Genomic DNA, 14,051 nt, shown 5'->3' with positions numbered 1-14,051 from the left:
TCGGCTTGACGCATACCGATATGGGTATGTATTGTTCCCGGCATGGCGAGGGCGGCGACCACGGCGGACGCGTTCAACGCGGTGGCCGAACCCCGGCGGCGGCAGATCCTGGACCTGCTGGCCGAGGGGGAGCGGTCCGTCACCGACCTGGTCGCCGCCATGGGGATCGTCCAGCCGCTGGTGTCCAAGCACCTGCGCGTCCTGCGCGAGGTCGGTCTCGTGGACGTGCGCGAGGTGGGCAGGCAGCGGCTCTACCGCCTCAACGGCGAGCCGTTGCGGGCCATATACGACTGGGTCAGGGCCTACGAGCGGACCTGGACCCGCCGCTTCGACCTGATGGAAACCGTCATCGAGGAACTGAAGGAGCGTCATGACAGCGACGACTAAGGGCACCGCGGTGGTGACCCTTCCGGCCGACAACCAGATCCTCATCACCCGGGAGTTCAACGCCCCGGCGGAGCTGGTCTACCGCGCCTACACCGAACCCGAGCTCATCCGCCGCTGGTGGCACGCCAACCGCGGCACGATGACCGTCTGCGAGGTGGACCTGCGCGTCGGCGGCGCCTGGCGCTACGCGATGGTGGCCACCGGCGGCTTCGACGTCGGCTTCCACGGCACGTACCGGGAGGTCGTGCCGAACTCCCGGCTGGTCTACACCGAGGTGTACGAGGGCGCCCCGGACGCGGGCGAGGACGACGCCGCGCTCAACACCGTGGAGCTGCGGGAGAAGGACGGCCGCACGACGGTCACCATCCTCGTCGAGCACACCAAGCCCGAGCACCGCGACTTCCACATCGAGTCCGGAATGGAGCACGGCATGCAGGACGCGATGGACATGCTGGAGGAGATCGCCGTCGGCCTGGGGTGACGCCCTCGCTCGCGTGAAGCCGCCGTTGGATTCCGCCAGCGGCTCAACGGGCCCCGCCGCGCGGGCGTTCGGGGAGGGTGATCCCCCTTCTCGCCCGCAGGCACGGGCTGTTCGTCCTCGCGGCGGCTGTTCTCGCCCACGGCGTCACGGTGCTGATCTGGCCTGCGGCGCACTGGAGCATGATCGACCTGGAGGTCTACCGCGCCGCCGGTGCGGTGGTGCTCGACGGTGGGCGGCTCTACGAACAGGGCGTCACCGCGTCCCTGAAGTTCGTCTACCCGCCGTTCGCCGCGCTCCTGTTCACGCCGCTGGCGATGGTGTCCCTCGACGTGCTCCGCGTGCTCTGGGCGGTCGGGAACCTCGTGCTCGTCGTGATGGTCGTGCGGTGGGCGGCGCCGACGGCCCGGCCGGGGGTCGTCGCGGCCCTCGCGGGCGTCATCTGCTGGCTCGACCCGGTCCGCACGACCGTCTACCTGGGGCAGGTCAACTGGATCCTGCTCGCCCTCGTCGCATGGGACCTGCTGCGCAACGGCGGGAGGCGGTGGCAGGGCGTCGGGATCGGCATCGCGGCGGCGATCAAGCTGACACCGCTGCTGTTCGTCGTCTACCTGCTGCTGACCAGGCGGTTCCGCGCGGCGGGCGTCGCGGTCGCGACCGTGGCCGCGACGGTGGCGGCCGGGTTCGCCCTGCTCCCGGCCGACGCCGCGGCGTTCTGGCTGGACGGGGCGTTCGCCGAGGTCGGCCGGATCAACCCGGTCGACGCGGCGACGAACCACTCGCTGCGCGGGGCGCTGGCCAGGACGATGGACCACGAGACGGGGCTGTGGCTCGTCGGCGCGGCCATCCTCGCCGCGGTGTCGCTCGCCGTGGCGGTGCGGGCACGGCGGCGGGGGGACGAGGTGCTGGGCATGGCCGTCACGGGGCTGTGCGCGACGGCCGTCTCGCCGTTCTCCTGGACGCACCACTGGGTGTGGTTCGCGCCGCTCGTCCTCGCCGTCGTCCACCGCAGGGCCTTCGCGGGGGTCGTGGTGGCGCTGACGTTCGCCTGGTTCGTCCGGGTCTACCCGCCGGAGAGCGGGCTCATCCCGGAGACGAGCGTCGCCGCGCTGGGCGGACCGGTGGCGGGCAACCTCTACTTCCTACTCTTCCTGGCTTCGCTGCCATACCAGGCGAAGCAGGGCCGTCGTCGCGGCCAGGCCGAGGGCGAGCGCCAGCCAGGTCGGCAGCGGCGTCCCGTCGGCGGCCAGCCCGGTCGCCAGCAGCCCGACCGGGTACGCCGCCGACAGCACGAGCCGCTGGCGGCGGGAGCGCCAGGCCACCGCCTCGGCGAGGACGGCGGCGATCGCGGTGGTGGCGCCCGCGAGCCCGCTGGACACGCTGACGGTCCAGGGCGCGTCGACGAGTAGGCCGCAGGCGGCGGTGATGCCCAGCACGGCCGCCGCGAACACCAGCGGCGCCGCCAGCCACGCGGTAACCGAGAGCGGTCTGTCCACGGCGCAGAGCACCCGGACAGTCTGCGACGGCCGAACGGCGCAGTCGCAGCACGGTCGGTGAGCGGGCGATCACCGTCGGCCAGTGGTCATCGGTGCGCGGTGAGCGGCGGCGGCGGAATACGCGCACCCGGGCACGCGTTGCACGGGAGGCGTCTGGCAGACTGTCAGGTCGAGTCCGGCACCGGTTCACCTGCACGCGAGGACCCGGCGGCCACCCGAGGAAGGCGACCAATGAAGAACGGCATCCACCCCGATTACGTCACGACCGAGGTGCACTGCGGCTGCGGGAACAGCTTCACCACGCGCAGCACCAAGAAGTCGGGCAACATCACCGTCGAGGTCTGCTCGGCTTGCCACCCGTTCTACACGGGCAAGCAGAAGATCCTGGACACCGGCGGCCGCGTCGCGCGCTTCGAGGCGCGCTACGGCAAGCGGAGCAAGGCCGCGAAGTAGCTTCGCCGACGGCGCCCTCCCCGGGTCGGGGACGGGCGCCGTCGTCATGTTCCGGAGCCGGTACGCCCAGAGGGGAGCACAGTGGACGCGTCACAGCTGGCCGAGCGGGTGCGGGAGTACGAGGAGCTGGAGGCGGCCCTCGCCGACCCCGGCATCCACGCCGACCAGGACCGCGTGCGCAAGCTGGGCCGCCGCTACGCCGAGCTGACCCCGGTCATCCGCACGATGCGCGAGCTGGACACCGCCCGCGAGGACCTGGAGGCCGCGCGCGAGCTGGCCCGCGAGGACGAGACCTTCGCCGCGGAGGCCGACGAGCTGGCCCGGCGCATCCCCGAGCTGCAGGCCCGGCTCACCGAGCTGCTGCTGCCCCGCGACCCGCACGACGGCGCCGACGTGGTCCTTGAGGTCAAGTCCGGCGAGGGCGGCGAGGAGTCCGCGCTGTTCGCGGGCGACCTGCTGCGCATGTACCTGCGCTACGCCGAGCGCCACGGCTGGAAGTCGGAGATCCTCGACGCCACCGACTCCGACCTCGGCGGGGTCAAGGACGCCACGGTCGTCATCAAGAGCACCGGCAGCGACCCCGACGGCGTGTGGGCGCGCCTGAAGTGGGAGGGCGGCGTGCACCGCGTCCAGCGCGTGCCGGTCACCGAGTCCCAGGGCCGCATCCACACCTCGGCCGCGGGCGTGCTCGTGTACCCGGAGGCCGAGGAGGCCGCCGAGCTGGGCGAGATCCCGGACAAGGACCTGCGCGTCGACGTCTACCGGTCCTCCGGCAAGGGCGGTCAGAGCGTCAACACGACCGACTCCGCCGTGCGCATCACGCACCTGCCCACCGGGATCGTCGTCTCCTGTCAGAACGAGCGCTCGCAGCTGCAGAACAAGGCCCGGGCCATGCAGGTGCTGCGCGCCCGGCTGCTCGCCCTCGCCGAGGAGGAGGCCGCCGCCCGCGCCAGCGACGCCCGCCGCAGCCAGATCCGCACCGTGGACCGCTCCGAGCGCGTGCGCACCTACAACTTCCCGGAGAACCGCATCTCCGACCACCGGGTCGGCTACAAGGCCCACAACCTCGACGCGGTGCTGGAAGGCGACCTCGACGGCGTCCTGGACGCGCTGATCGCCGCCGACCGCGCCGAACGCATGGCCGCGCAACAAAGCGGCTAGGCCCGCCTTGTGCGGGCGGTGACAAGTTCCGACACCGGCCTTGAACTGCGGGAACGCTGATCAATACGGTCGGCCTCGACCCAGGAGGCTGTTCCGTGATCCGTGCCCGCGTCATCGCCGCGCTTGTCCCGCTCGTGACGGCGCTCGTGCCCGCGCAGGCCGCGGCGGCCGACGCGCCCGGCAGCGTCGTCCGGATCGCGCCGCTGGCCGCCGACCGGCTGCCCGCCGCCGCGGCGAGCGGCTACTTCGTCGAGTACACCTCCACCGGCGCCGTGGGCGCCCCGGTCGCCGTCACCGGCACGGTCTACCTGCCGGAGGGGAGCGCGCCCGCGGGCGGCTGGCCGGTCATGTCGTGGGCGCACGGGACCACCGGGCTCGGCGACGCCTGCGCGCCGTCGGCGCGGCCGCTGGGCGGCATGGACGCCTACCTGTCGGCGTGGCTGGACGCGGGCTACGCGGTCACGGCGACCGACTACACCGGCCTCGGCACGCCGGGCGGGCACCCGTACCTCGACGGCAAGGCCCAGGCCTACGGCGTGGTCGACATCGTGCGGGCCGCGCGGTCGGTGACGCCGGAGCTGTCGCCGCACTGGCTGGCGGTCGGCCTGTCGCAGGGCGGGCACGCCGCCGTGCACACCGCCCACCTGGCCACCCGCTACGCGCCCGAGCTGGACTACCGGGGCGCGGTGGGCGTCGGGGTGCCGTCGAACCTCAGCGGGTTCGTCTCGCTCATCGGGCCGGCGTTCCCGCCGTCGCTGATCTCCGGCGGCACCAAGGTCCTCGTCGCGTACATCCTCGCCGGGCTGCGCGTGGCCGATCCGGCCTTCGACCTCGACTCCTACCTGACCCCGCTGGGCCGCGAGGTCGTCGCCGACGCGGGCGAGCTGTGCGGCGCGGCGATGGGCGAGCGGATGGCGTCGGTGAGCCTCGCCGACATGCTCACCAAGGACCTGGGCGCGCCGTTCGCGCAGGCGTGGGGCGCGGTCTTCGACGTCCCCGTCACCGGCTACGACCGGCCCCTGCTGATCGCCCAGGGGACCGAGGACCAGACGGTGCCGCAGTCGCTGACCGAGCAGCTGGTGCGGGACCTGCGCGACAACGCCCAGCCGGTGACCTACAAGACCTACCCCGCGGGCCACGGCGCGAGCCTCACCGCCGCCCTGGCGGACTCCCTCGCCTTCGCCGAGACCCTGTTCGAGGACGTCGAACCGCCCGCCGACACCACCGCGCCCACCGCGACGCTCGACCGCGTTCCGCTGTTCCTCGTCGGCGGCGCCCCGGTCACCGGCACCGCCGCCGACGACCGCGCCGTCACCGCCGTCACCCTCACCTTCACCGACCTGGTCACCGGCCGCCAGAGCACCCGCCAGGCCACCTGCGCCGACGCCTGCGCCACCTGGACGACCCCGACGACCGGCCTGCGCGGCCTCCACGCGGTAACCGCCACGGCCAGCGACGCCGCGGGCAACACCAGCGGGCCGACCCCGCGGGCGCTCGCCCTGATCTTCAGCTGACCGCGGGACGCCCGGTCGTGCCCGCACCCGGCGGGCACGTCGACGGCGTGCCGCCCGGCGGTCGTGCGAAGCTGAGCGCATGAACCGTCAGCCGCTTCGTCTGGCGATCCTCGACGCCGAGCGGATTCTGGCGCAGGCGGGGGTGGGGTCGCCTCGGGTCGACGCCGAGTTGTTGGCCGCCCATGTGCTGGGCGTCGAGCGCGGCAGGCTGCCGCTCGTGCCGCTGGTCGACCGGGCGGTGGTCGAGGCGATCGGCAGGCTGGTCGCGCGGCGGGCGCGGCGGGAGCCGCTGCAGCACCTCATCGGGAGCGCGGCGATGGGGGCCGTCGACCTGGCGGTGGGGCCGGGCGTGTTCGTCCCCCGGCCGGAGACCGAGCTGCTGCTGGAATGGGGGCTGAAGGCCACGGCGGGCAGGCAGGCGCCCGTCGTCGTCGACCTGTGCACCGGGTCCGGGGCGCTGGCGCTCTCCTACGCCGCCGCCCGCCCCGACGCGACCGTCCACGCCGTCGAGCGCGACCCGGCGGCCCTCTCCTGGGCCCGCCGCAACGCCGACGCGCGGGTGGCGGCCGGGGACACGCCGATCCGGCTGATCGCCGCCGACGTCACCGACCCCGACCTGCTCACCGACCTCGACGGGCGCGTCGACCTGGTCCTGTGCAACCCGCCCTACGTGCCCGAGGGCACCGAGGTCCCGCCCGAGGTCGCGGACCACGACCCGCACGACGCCGTCTTCTCCGGCGCCGACGGCCTCGACGTCATCCGCCCGGTGGTCGCCCTGGCCGCGCGCCTGCTCGCCCCCGGCGGCGGCGTGGCGATCGAGCACGACGACACCCACGCCGAGCAGGTGCCCGCCCTGCTCGCGGCGCGCTCGGTGCTCCGCGACGTCGCCGAGCACCGCGATCTCGCGGGCAGGCCCCGGTTCGCCACCGCCGTGCGGGCCTAGGGCGTGCTGTTGGCCATCATCGTGCGGTAGATGGGCTCCGTCTCGGCCCAGCGCTCCGCCGGAGCCGCCGCGTAGATGAAGAACTCGATCCCGTCGACCCGCCAGTACAGCGACTTCGCGTGCCGCGTGCCGCCATCGATCGCGTGCGCGAACTCCCACTCCACCGCGGCCATCCCCCGGTAGGTCACCGCGTCGAGCCGGATGGCGCGGTAGCCCGGCTTGGCAGCGCCGAACGCGCGGGCGTAGTCCACATGGGACTCGTTCAGCGACGCGGACGGCGGCGGCGCGCCGCCGTAGCGCACGAAGCGGCCGGGGTCGGCCGGGTCGGTGGCCTGCACCGAGCCGGGGCCGGTGGACCGGGTGATCGTCCAGCCCTGCGGGACCGTGGTCACCAGCCCGCCGGGGCCCACCACCCGCTGGTACCCCGCCGGGATCGGCAGCGCCACCATCGACGGGCTGGGTGTGGACAGCATCGGTCTGGGGAACTCCCCGCTAGACCGACCGGTCGGGCCGGAGGGTGACGGCGGCCCCGGCCGGTAGGAGTACGTCGTGCGCGGCTGCCCCGTCGCCTCCGGCACGGGCGGCGCGGCCAGCAGCATGGCGCCGAGCACCGCGCTCACCGCGATGTAGGCCGTGACTAGGACGGATGCCAGCCTGCGTGAGCTGAGCTGGAATCCGGTGCGCGGCGATCGGGGGCTCGTGAGGTCTCCTGTCATCGGATGTCGTGCAGGCGGCGAGGCCTACCGAGAGTAGCGTGCCGACCCGGGTGATCCAATGCTACGGACTTGGCAGGACGTGATCGAGAAGTGGCGGCTGGCGCCCGCCGCCGACCCGGCGGCGGCCGACGGCCACGCCGCCCGGGGCCGCGCCGCGCTGCTCGCGGGCGAGCTGGACGAGGCGCTGCGGGAGTTCCGCGGCGCGGGCGAGCTGCGCGTGCACCCGCACGACGAGGTGGGCGTCGGCGACGTCCTGCTCGCGCGCGGCCGCTGGCGTGCCGCGCTGCGCCGCTACCAGCGCGCCGCGAGGGTCGCGCCGGACGACCCGCTGGTCCTGTTGGGCCGCTCCCAGGCCCTGGTCGCCGCGGGCCTGGCGCGGGAGGCGGCCAGCGAGCTGGAGGCGCGCTTCGCCGACACCGACGACCCGGTCCTGCGCTACTACCTGGCCAGCACCTGGTGCTCGGTCGCCGACCAGGCCCGCACCCGCACCGCGGACGACGTCCTGGTCTTCACCAGCGCCGAGCAGCTGACCGAGTGCGAGCGCGCCGCCCGGCGCATGCTCGACCTCGACGTCGACGACCCGGAGCTGCGCCGCGGCGCGCGGCGGCTGCACGCCGAGGTCGTCGCGGCCCGCCGGTGGCGGTGGGAGCCGGAGGGCATCGCGGTGAGCCTGGCCGTGCTCGCGGTGTCGCTCGGCCTGCTCCTGGTCGCCATGGGCGGCCTGTCGGGCAACCCGGCGGTGGTCGTGGCCGGGGTGCTCGTCGGCGCGGTCCTGCTGGGCGCGATCGTGCTGCGCTTCCGCCGCCAGAACTGGCGCGTCCTGGCCGAGCGCCACGCCAAGGGGCGGCGGATCACCGGACCGGCAGAGGGATAGGGTCATCGCCGTGAGCATGGTCTTCGACTGTTCGGTCGCCGACGAGCGTGCGGACGGGCTCGCCGCGGCCGCCAGCGCGGTGCGCGCGGGACAACTGGTCGTGATCCCCACCGACACCGTCTACGGCATCGGCTGCGACGCCTTCTCAGCCGACTCCGTGGTGTCGCTGCTCGGCGCGAAGGGCCGCGGCCCGGACATGCCGGTCGGCGTGCTCGTCGGGTCGTGGTCGACCCTCGACGGGCTCGTGCTCTCCGTGCCCCCGCAGGCCAGGACCCTGGTCGAGGCGTTCTGGCCGGGCGACCTGTCCATCGTGCTGCCGCACGCGCCGTCGCTGTCCTGGGACCTCGGCCGCACCGGCGGCACGGTGATGCTGCGGATGCCGCTGCACCCGGTCGCGCTCGAACTGCTGCGCGAGGTCGGCCCGATGGCCGTCTCCAGCGCCAACCGCACCGGCCACCCGGCGCCCAACAACGCCCAGGACGCGCTCGACCAGCTGGGCGGGGCCGTCACCGTCTACCTCGACGGCGGGCCGTGCGGGGACCCGGTGCCGTCCACCATCGTCGACCTCACCGGGGACGAGCCGGTGATCCTGCGCGAGGGCGCGGTCAGCGTCGCCGAGGTCGCCGACGCGCTCGGCACCGAGGTGCGGACCGCGCGCTGACCACGCCCGAGCTGGAGAAGCGAGCCTGACATGCCGCCCAGTGGCTACGCAGCCGCAGGCCTGCCGGTCCGGGAGTACCTGCTGGTCGCGCTGATCAGCGCGGTGATCACCTTCCTGTCGACGGGCCTCGTGCGCGTCTTCGCCATCCGCATCGGCGCGGTGGCCTACCCCCGCTCCCGCGACGTGCACGTCGTGCCGATCCCGCGCATGGGCGGGCTGGCCATGTACCTGGGCGTCTGCGGCGGCATGCTGCTGGCCCACCAGCTGCCCCTGCTGCGCCGCGCGTTCGACTTCACCCTCGATCCCGTCGCGGTGCTCGTCGGCGGCGGCATCATCGTCCTGCTCGGCATGCTCGACGACCGCTTCGAGCTGGACTCGCTGACCAAGCTGGCCGGGCAGACCACCTGCGCGGGCATCCTGGTCCTGTTCGGCATCCAGTGGTTCATCTTCTGGGTGCCGTGGGGCGGAGCCGAGGGCTCGGTGCTGGTGCTCGACCAGAACCAGGGCGGCCTGCTGACCATCCTGCTGGCCGTCACCCTGGTCAACGCGATGAACTTCGTCGACGGCCTGGACGGTCTGGCCGCGGGCATCGGCATGATCGCCGCGGCCGCGACCCTGGCGTTCAGCCTCCACCTGCTCGACCAGTCCGGCGGCGACGTCAACAACTACCCGCCCGCCATCATCGCGGCCACGCTCGCGGGCGCGTGCCTGGGCTTCCTGCCGCACAACTTCCAGCCAGCCCGGATCTTCATGGGCGACACCGGGTCCATGCTCATCGGCCTGCTGCTCGCCGCGGCGTCCACCTCCGCGTCCGGCCGGGCGAACCCGTCGCTGTGGGGCGCGACCGAGACCCTGGCCGTGCTCTCCCCGCTGGTCATCGTCGCCGCGGTGCTGTTCGTGCCGATCCTGGACCTGCTGATGGCCATCGTCCGGCGCACCTGGCGCGGGGAGAGCCCGTTCGCGCCGGACAAGATGCACCTGCACCACCGGCTCATCGCCTTCGGCCACTCCCAGCGCCGCGCCGTCCTGCTCATCTACCTGTGGGTGGGCGTCATCGCCTTCGGCGCGGTGGCGGTCACGGTGTTCGACGTGCTGGCCGTGACGCTGGGCCTGATCGGCGCGGTCGTGGTGGCCGCGGCCGTGTCGTTCCTGCCGTCCGTGCGCCGCTCGAAGTAGCTACACCGCGTAGACCGAGACCAGGACGGTCGCGGGCGCGCGGACCGGCTCGCGCTCCCAGCCGCCGTAGCGGGCGACGCGGCGCAGGCCCGCGAGCCGGGCCATGAGGTCCAGCTCGGCTGGCCAGATGTAGCGGCCGGACTCCGACGCCGTGCGCACGCCGCCCTCGTCGTGGACGGCGAAGGACGCGGACACGCCCTGGGTCTCGAAGTCGGCAGCGGTCGTGTAGTAGGCGACAGCCGACCCCGAGAGCGTGCGCATGGTCATCGTCGGGTTCGCCTGGCGGTACAGCACGTTCGGGTCGAAGTGCTCGACCACGACCCGCCCGCCGTCGGCCAGCTGCTCGGCCGCCCTCGTCAGCGCCGCGATCTGGCCGTCCTGGGTGGGGACGGCGAACAGCGTGTTGACGGCGAACAGCACCACGTCGAAGTCCCGGCCGACGGTCTCGGTGGTGAAGTCGCCGAGCACCGCGTCGATCGTGTCGCCGCCCGGGCGCTCCTTGAGCACGGCGAGCATCTCGGGGTTGTTGTCGATGCCGTGCACCCGCACGCCTCGGCCGGACAGCGGGATCGCCACCCGGCCGGTGCCCACGCCCATCTCCAGCACCCGCCCGCCCGGTCGAGCCTCGGCGGCCAGGAAGCCGACCATCGCGTCGACCCGGGGGCCCGCCGGGTAGAGCAGGTCGTAGAAACCCGCCATCCCGGCGTTCGGGTGCACCTCTTCAGGCATGGCTGCTCCCTGCGAGTGGTCGCCACGGCGGAGATCACCTCAAAGTCTCCCCATCGGGAGGCCCCCGGCCAACCGGCAACTACCTCCGTACTGCCGGTAAGCCCCCATCCGGTGACGGCCACCGAACGCGATGCGATCAACACATAGCGCTGAATCGGTGAATTAATCTTCCGGCCTGTCGCGCAGGGTGCCGACCTGCTCGGCGATTTCCCGCGTTCGGCCCAGCCGCCGCATGTCGAGTGGAGCCGTTTAGACTGGGCGGCACGATGACCGAGAACTCCGCGCGTAATCCTCACACAGAGGCGTTGCTCACATTGGCGGCGGCGATGTTCCGCTACTCCATTTGGCCGTCGCTGGGCGTCGGCGTCGTGGGCGTGGTCGTGTTCGGCCTGATCAATGGGATGCCCGGAGTGCTGGGCGCGGCGATCGGCGCCGCGCTGGCGATCGGGTCCTCGATGCTCACGTTGTTCCTGATGCGCAAATCCGCGGGCGCGGGACCGCACATCGGGATGGCGGCGTCCTTGGGCGGCTTCATCCTGAAACTGCTGCTCCTGCTGCTGATCATGGCCGCGCTCAAGGACGTCGAGGCGCTGCACCGGGAGTCGCTGGGGATCACCATGGTCGCGGTGGTCGTCGTGGCGGCGGCCGCGGACGCGATGGCGTTCCGCGCCACCAAGCTCCCGACCATCATTCCCGCAGGTGAGAGCACGTCCGACAGTTAAGCAGTACGTCTGTCCCGGCTTCGGGTGTCCCCTGATAGGGTGCCGGTGAGGGCGGCGGCGCGGCCGTGGTCCCGGGTGGGTTGGTCAGGCCCCGGGATGAACCGGCAGCCGCCTGAAGACAGGCTGAGTTCATCAGGTACTTTACGTCCTGATCGTGACGATTCCCCCGGCGGACGCGACGCCGGCCGGGAGAACCGGAAGGAGCCCACAGTTGGGCAGGCTGGTGTTGGCGCAGGGCGAGGAGTTCAACCCGCCCGGTGTCCGGGACTTTTTCCTCCCGCCGATCTTCGGCGCGGTCACGAAGCCGATGGTGCTGGTGGTGCTCTCCGTCATCATCATCGCGGGCTTCTTCCTCTTGGCCACGCGCAACATGAAGATCGTCCCGAGCAAGTTCCAGTTCGCCGCCGAGTCGGTCTACGACTTCGGGCGCAACAGCATCGCCCGGGAGCAGATCGGTTCCAAGGATTTCAGGCCGTTCGTACCCCTGATTCTCACGTTGTTCACCTTCATCCTGGTGAACAACATCTTCGGCGTCATCCCGGTCATCCAGTTCCCGACGTTCTCGCACATCGCGTTCCCGCTGGCCCTAGCGGTTCTCGTGGTCTACCCGGTCTACCACTTCGTGGGCTTCCGGCGGCACGGCTTCAAGGGCTACCTGAAGAACCAGCTCTTCCCCGCGGGCGCGCCGAAGGCCGTCTACCTGCTGCTGACGCCGATCGAGTTCTTCCAGAAGTTCTTCATGAACCCGATCACGCTGGCGGTCCGGGTCTTCGGCGCCATGTTCGCCGGTCACCTGATCCTGCTGGTGTTCACCCTCGGTGGTGAGTTCCTGCTGCTGCACGCCGACTGGCCGCTCAAGCCGGTGTCGATCATCTCCTGGGTCTTCGCCATCGCGATGACCTTCCTGGAGGCGTTCATCCAGGTGCTGCAGGCCTACATCTTCGCGCTGCTGTCGGCCGTGTACATCGGCCAGGCACTGGCGTCGGACCACTGAGAAAGACCACTGAGGACACTCAGTAGAAGCCCCCGATCCGCGGGACACCCGCGGACCGAGTTGGAAAGGGATATACAGACGTGAGCGCAGTCGTTCTCGCCCAGCAGGCCGAAAGCATCAACTCCGGTCTCGCCGCCATCGGCTACGGCCTCGGCGCCATCGGCCCGGGTATCGGTGTCGGTCTGATCTGGGCGGCCGTCATCAACGGCACCGCTCGTCAGCCGGAGGCCCAGAGCAAGCTCATGGGCATCGCCTGGACCACGTTCGTCCTCACCGAGGTGCTCGCACTGATCGGTCTGGTCGTCTTCTTCATCGCTGGCTGACCAGGTCTGATCCGGCGTAGGGAGACATCATGAACCTGACGGCAGAGCTGATTCTGGCCGAGGGAGAGCTGAACCCGGTTCTTCCGCACACGTCCGAGATCATCCTCGGCATCGTGGCCTTCCTCCTGCTGCTGTTCGTCATCTCCAAGTTCGTGGCGCCGCGCTTCGAGAAGCTCTACGCCGAGCGGACCGAGAAGATCGAGGGCGGCATCAAGAAGGCGGAGCAGGCCCAGGCCGATGCCGAGGCCGCGCTGCAGCAGTACCAGGCGCAGCTGGCCGAGGCCCGGGCGGAGTCGGCGCGCATCCGCGACGACGCGCGGGCCGAGGCCGAGCAGATCAAGGAAGAGCTGCGCGCGCAGGCCCAGGAAGAGGCGGCGCGCATCGTCGCCCAGGGCGAGGCGCGGCTGGCAGCGCAGCGCGCGCAGATCGTCGCCGAGCTGCGGGCCGACCTCGGGCGGCAGGCCGTCGCGCTGGCCGGTCGGATCGTCGGCGAGTCCCTGGAGGACGAGGCGCGGCGCCGGGGCACCGTCGACCGCTTCCTGTCCGAGCTGGACTCGGTCTCCGCTCCCGCGAACAAGTAAGAGGGGCACACACCGATGGCACTGCAAGCTGCGAGCCGGGAAGCCCTGGCCGCCGTCGAGCTGAAGCTGCTCGACACCCTTGAGGGCGCCGCCGTCGACGACCTCGGCGAGCAGCTGTTCGCGGTCGTCGGCCTGCTCGACCGGGAGATCGGCCTGCGCAGGGCGCTGGCCGACCACTCCACCGACCCCGCGGACCGGGAGCGGCTGGTCCGCGGGCTGCTGGGCGGCAAGATCGGCGACGGCGCGCTCGACGTCGTGGTCGCCGCGGTGGTCGCGCGCTGGTCGAGCCCCCGGGGCCTGGTCGACGGGCTGGAGGCGCTGGGCACCACCGCGCTGCTGGTCCGCGCCGAGCGCGCGGGGCGCCTGGACGCCGTCGAGGACGAGCTGTTCCGGCTCGGCCGCATCATCGCGGGCCAGACGGAGCTGGAGCAGGTGCTCTCGGACCGGGGCGCGGACAAGGCGGGCAAGCTCGCCCTGATCCACGGGCTGATCGAGGGGAAGACCGACGCCACCACGGTGGCGCTGGTGGACAACCTGATCGGCCAGCCGCGCGGGCGGGACGTCGTGTCCGGGCTCGAGGCGCTGGCCGCCGAGGCGGCCAAGCGGCGCGAGCGCTCGGTCGCGCACGTCGTCTCGGCCACGGTGCTGTCGGCGGAGCAGCAGGACCGGCTCTCCACCGCGCTGCAGCGGATCTACGCCCGGCCCATCGCGCTGCACCTCGAGGTCGACCCCGGCCTGCAGGGCGGGATGGTCGTGCGGGTCGGCGACGAGGTCATCGACGGCAGCGTTGCGGGCAGGCTCGACGCACTGCGGCGCCGGTTCGCCGCCTAAGAACTTTCCACC

17 protein-coding genes are annotated in these 14,051 nt (G+C 72.4%); 15 read left to right on the top strand and 2 right to left on the bottom strand.

Features of this window, described 5'->3' with window-relative positions:
* The first annotated feature begins 42 nt into the window (after positions 1 to 42).
* The 7 genes from IEY98_RS27525 to prmC all read left to right on the top strand — a co-directional run bounded on the left by IEY98_RS27525 (position 43) and on the right by prmC (position 6,432).
* Positions 43 to 387, top strand: a complete 345-nt coding sequence (locus IEY98_RS27525; protein WP_189213563.1) for an ArsR/SmtB family transcription factor — start codon at positions 43 to 45, stop codon at positions 385 to 387.
* Positions 371 to 868 carry an SRPBCC family protein gene (locus IEY98_RS27520; RefSeq protein WP_189213562.1) on the top strand — a complete coding sequence of 166 codons (498 nt, stop codon included), beginning with the start codon at positions 371 to 373 and terminating at the stop codon, positions 866 to 868. Before IEY98_RS27525 ends, IEY98_RS27520 begins: the two co-directional genes overlap by 17 nt.
* A gap of 77 nt (positions 869 to 945) precedes the next feature.
* A complete protein-coding gene (locus IEY98_RS27515) occupies positions 946 to 2,274 on the top strand; it encodes a glycosyltransferase 87 family protein (RefSeq protein WP_189213561.1) in 1,329 nt (442 codons plus the stop codon).
* Positions 2,275 to 2,592: 318 nt separating this feature from the next.
* Positions 2,593 to 2,814: a 50S ribosomal protein L31 gene (rpmE, locus tag IEY98_RS27510; protein ID WP_189213560.1), complete on the top strand. Its 222-nt coding sequence runs from the start codon at positions 2,593 to 2,595 to the stop codon at positions 2,812 to 2,814.
* Positions 2,815 to 2,895: 81 nt separating this feature from the next.
* On the top strand, positions 2,896 to 3,975 hold the full coding sequence (gene prfA / locus IEY98_RS27505; protein WP_189213559.1) for a peptide chain release factor 1: 1,080 nt from the start codon (positions 2,896 to 2,898) through the stop codon (positions 3,973 to 3,975).
* 95 nt (positions 3,976 to 4,070) lie between these two features.
* Positions 4,071 to 5,489 (top strand): alpha/beta hydrolase family protein, encoded by a 1,419-nt coding sequence (locus IEY98_RS27500; RefSeq protein WP_229787569.1) that lies wholly within the window; start codon positions 4,071 to 4,073, stop codon positions 5,487 to 5,489.
* 79 nt (positions 5,490 to 5,568) lie between these two features.
* On the top strand, positions 5,569 to 6,432 hold the full coding sequence (gene prmC, locus IEY98_RS27495) for a peptide chain release factor N(5)-glutamine methyltransferase (RefSeq protein ID WP_189213558.1): 864 nt from the start codon (positions 5,569 to 5,571) through the stop codon (positions 6,430 to 6,432).
* Here prmC and IEY98_RS27490 read toward each other — a convergent pair.
* Positions 6,429 to 7,148 carry a serine/threonine kinase C-terminal domain-containing protein gene (locus tag IEY98_RS27490; protein ID WP_189213557.1) on the bottom strand — a complete coding sequence of 240 codons (720 nt, stop codon included), beginning with the start codon at positions 7,146 to 7,148 and terminating at the stop codon, positions 6,429 to 6,431. The two genes, prmC and IEY98_RS27490, sit on opposite strands and share 4 nt — an antisense overlap.
* 79 nt (positions 7,149 to 7,227) lie before the next feature.
* Here IEY98_RS27490 and IEY98_RS27485 point away from each other — a divergent pair, with 79 nt between their 5' ends.
* The 3 genes from IEY98_RS27485 to IEY98_RS27475 are packed head-to-tail and all read left to right on the top strand — an operon-like array spanning position 7,228 to position 9,859.
* On the top strand, positions 7,228 to 8,022 hold the full coding sequence (locus IEY98_RS27485; protein WP_189213556.1) for a tetratricopeptide repeat protein: 795 nt from the start codon (positions 7,228 to 7,230) through the stop codon (positions 8,020 to 8,022).
* Between the two features lie 10 nt (positions 8,023 to 8,032).
* Positions 8,033 to 8,683, top strand: coding sequence for an L-threonylcarbamoyladenylate synthase (locus IEY98_RS27480; RefSeq protein WP_189213555.1), 651 nt, complete (start codon positions 8,033 to 8,035; stop codon positions 8,681 to 8,683).
* A gap of 30 nt (positions 8,684 to 8,713) precedes the next feature.
* The gene (locus tag IEY98_RS27475; protein WP_189213554.1) at positions 8,714 to 9,859 is read left to right on the top strand and encodes a glycosyltransferase family 4 protein; all 1,146 of its coding nucleotides are present in this window, start codon (positions 8,714 to 8,716) and stop codon (positions 9,857 to 9,859) included.
* Here IEY98_RS27475 and IEY98_RS27470 read toward each other — a convergent pair whose 3' ends face one another.
* Positions 9,860 to 10,588: a class I SAM-dependent methyltransferase gene (locus IEY98_RS27470; protein ID WP_189213553.1), complete on the bottom strand. Its 729-nt coding sequence runs from the start codon at positions 10,586 to 10,588 to the stop codon at positions 9,860 to 9,862. It lies immediately after the preceding gene.
* Positions 10,589 to 10,893: 305 nt separating this feature from the next.
* Here IEY98_RS27470 and IEY98_RS27465 point away from each other — a divergent pair, with 305 nt between their 5' ends.
* The 5 genes from IEY98_RS27465 (at position 10,894) to IEY98_RS27445 (ending at position 14,039) form a co-directional block, all read left to right on the top strand.
* Positions 10,894 to 11,310, top strand: coding sequence for a Cg1360 family ATP-synthase-associated protein (locus IEY98_RS27465; protein ID WP_229787567.1), 417 nt, complete (start codon positions 10,894 to 10,896; stop codon positions 11,308 to 11,310).
* A gap of 211 nt (positions 11,311 to 11,521) precedes the next feature.
* Positions 11,522 to 12,304, top strand: coding sequence for a F0F1 ATP synthase subunit A (gene atpB / locus IEY98_RS27460; RefSeq protein WP_189213551.1), 783 nt, complete (start codon positions 11,522 to 11,524; stop codon positions 12,302 to 12,304).
* Positions 12,305 to 12,384: 80 nt separating this feature from the next.
* A complete protein-coding gene (locus IEY98_RS27455) occupies positions 12,385 to 12,627 on the top strand; it encodes an ATP synthase subunit C-like protein (protein WP_189213550.1) in 243 nt (80 codons plus the stop codon).
* Between the two features lie 47 nt (positions 12,628 to 12,674).
* Complete coding sequence (locus IEY98_RS27450; RefSeq protein WP_189213613.1) at positions 12,675 to 13,208, top strand: F0F1 ATP synthase subunit B; 534 nt, start codon at positions 12,675 to 12,677, stop codon at positions 13,206 to 13,208.
* A 15-nt stretch (positions 13,209 to 13,223) separates the two neighbouring features.
* The gene (locus tag IEY98_RS27445; protein ID WP_189213549.1) at positions 13,224 to 14,039 is read left to right on the top strand and encodes a F0F1 ATP synthase subunit delta; all 816 of its coding nucleotides are present in this window, start codon (positions 13,224 to 13,226) and stop codon (positions 14,037 to 14,039) included.
* The last annotated feature ends 12 nt before the right edge of the window (positions 14,040 to 14,051 follow it).

Origin of the sequence: Actinokineospora fastidiosa, from assembly GCF_014648415.1 — a bacterium.
Lineage (GTDB): Bacteria > Actinomycetota > Actinomycetes > Mycobacteriales > Pseudonocardiaceae > Actinokineospora > Actinokineospora fastidiosa.
Note: the sequence above shows the minus strand (reverse complement) of the source record. Positions and strands in the feature narration are given on the sequence as shown.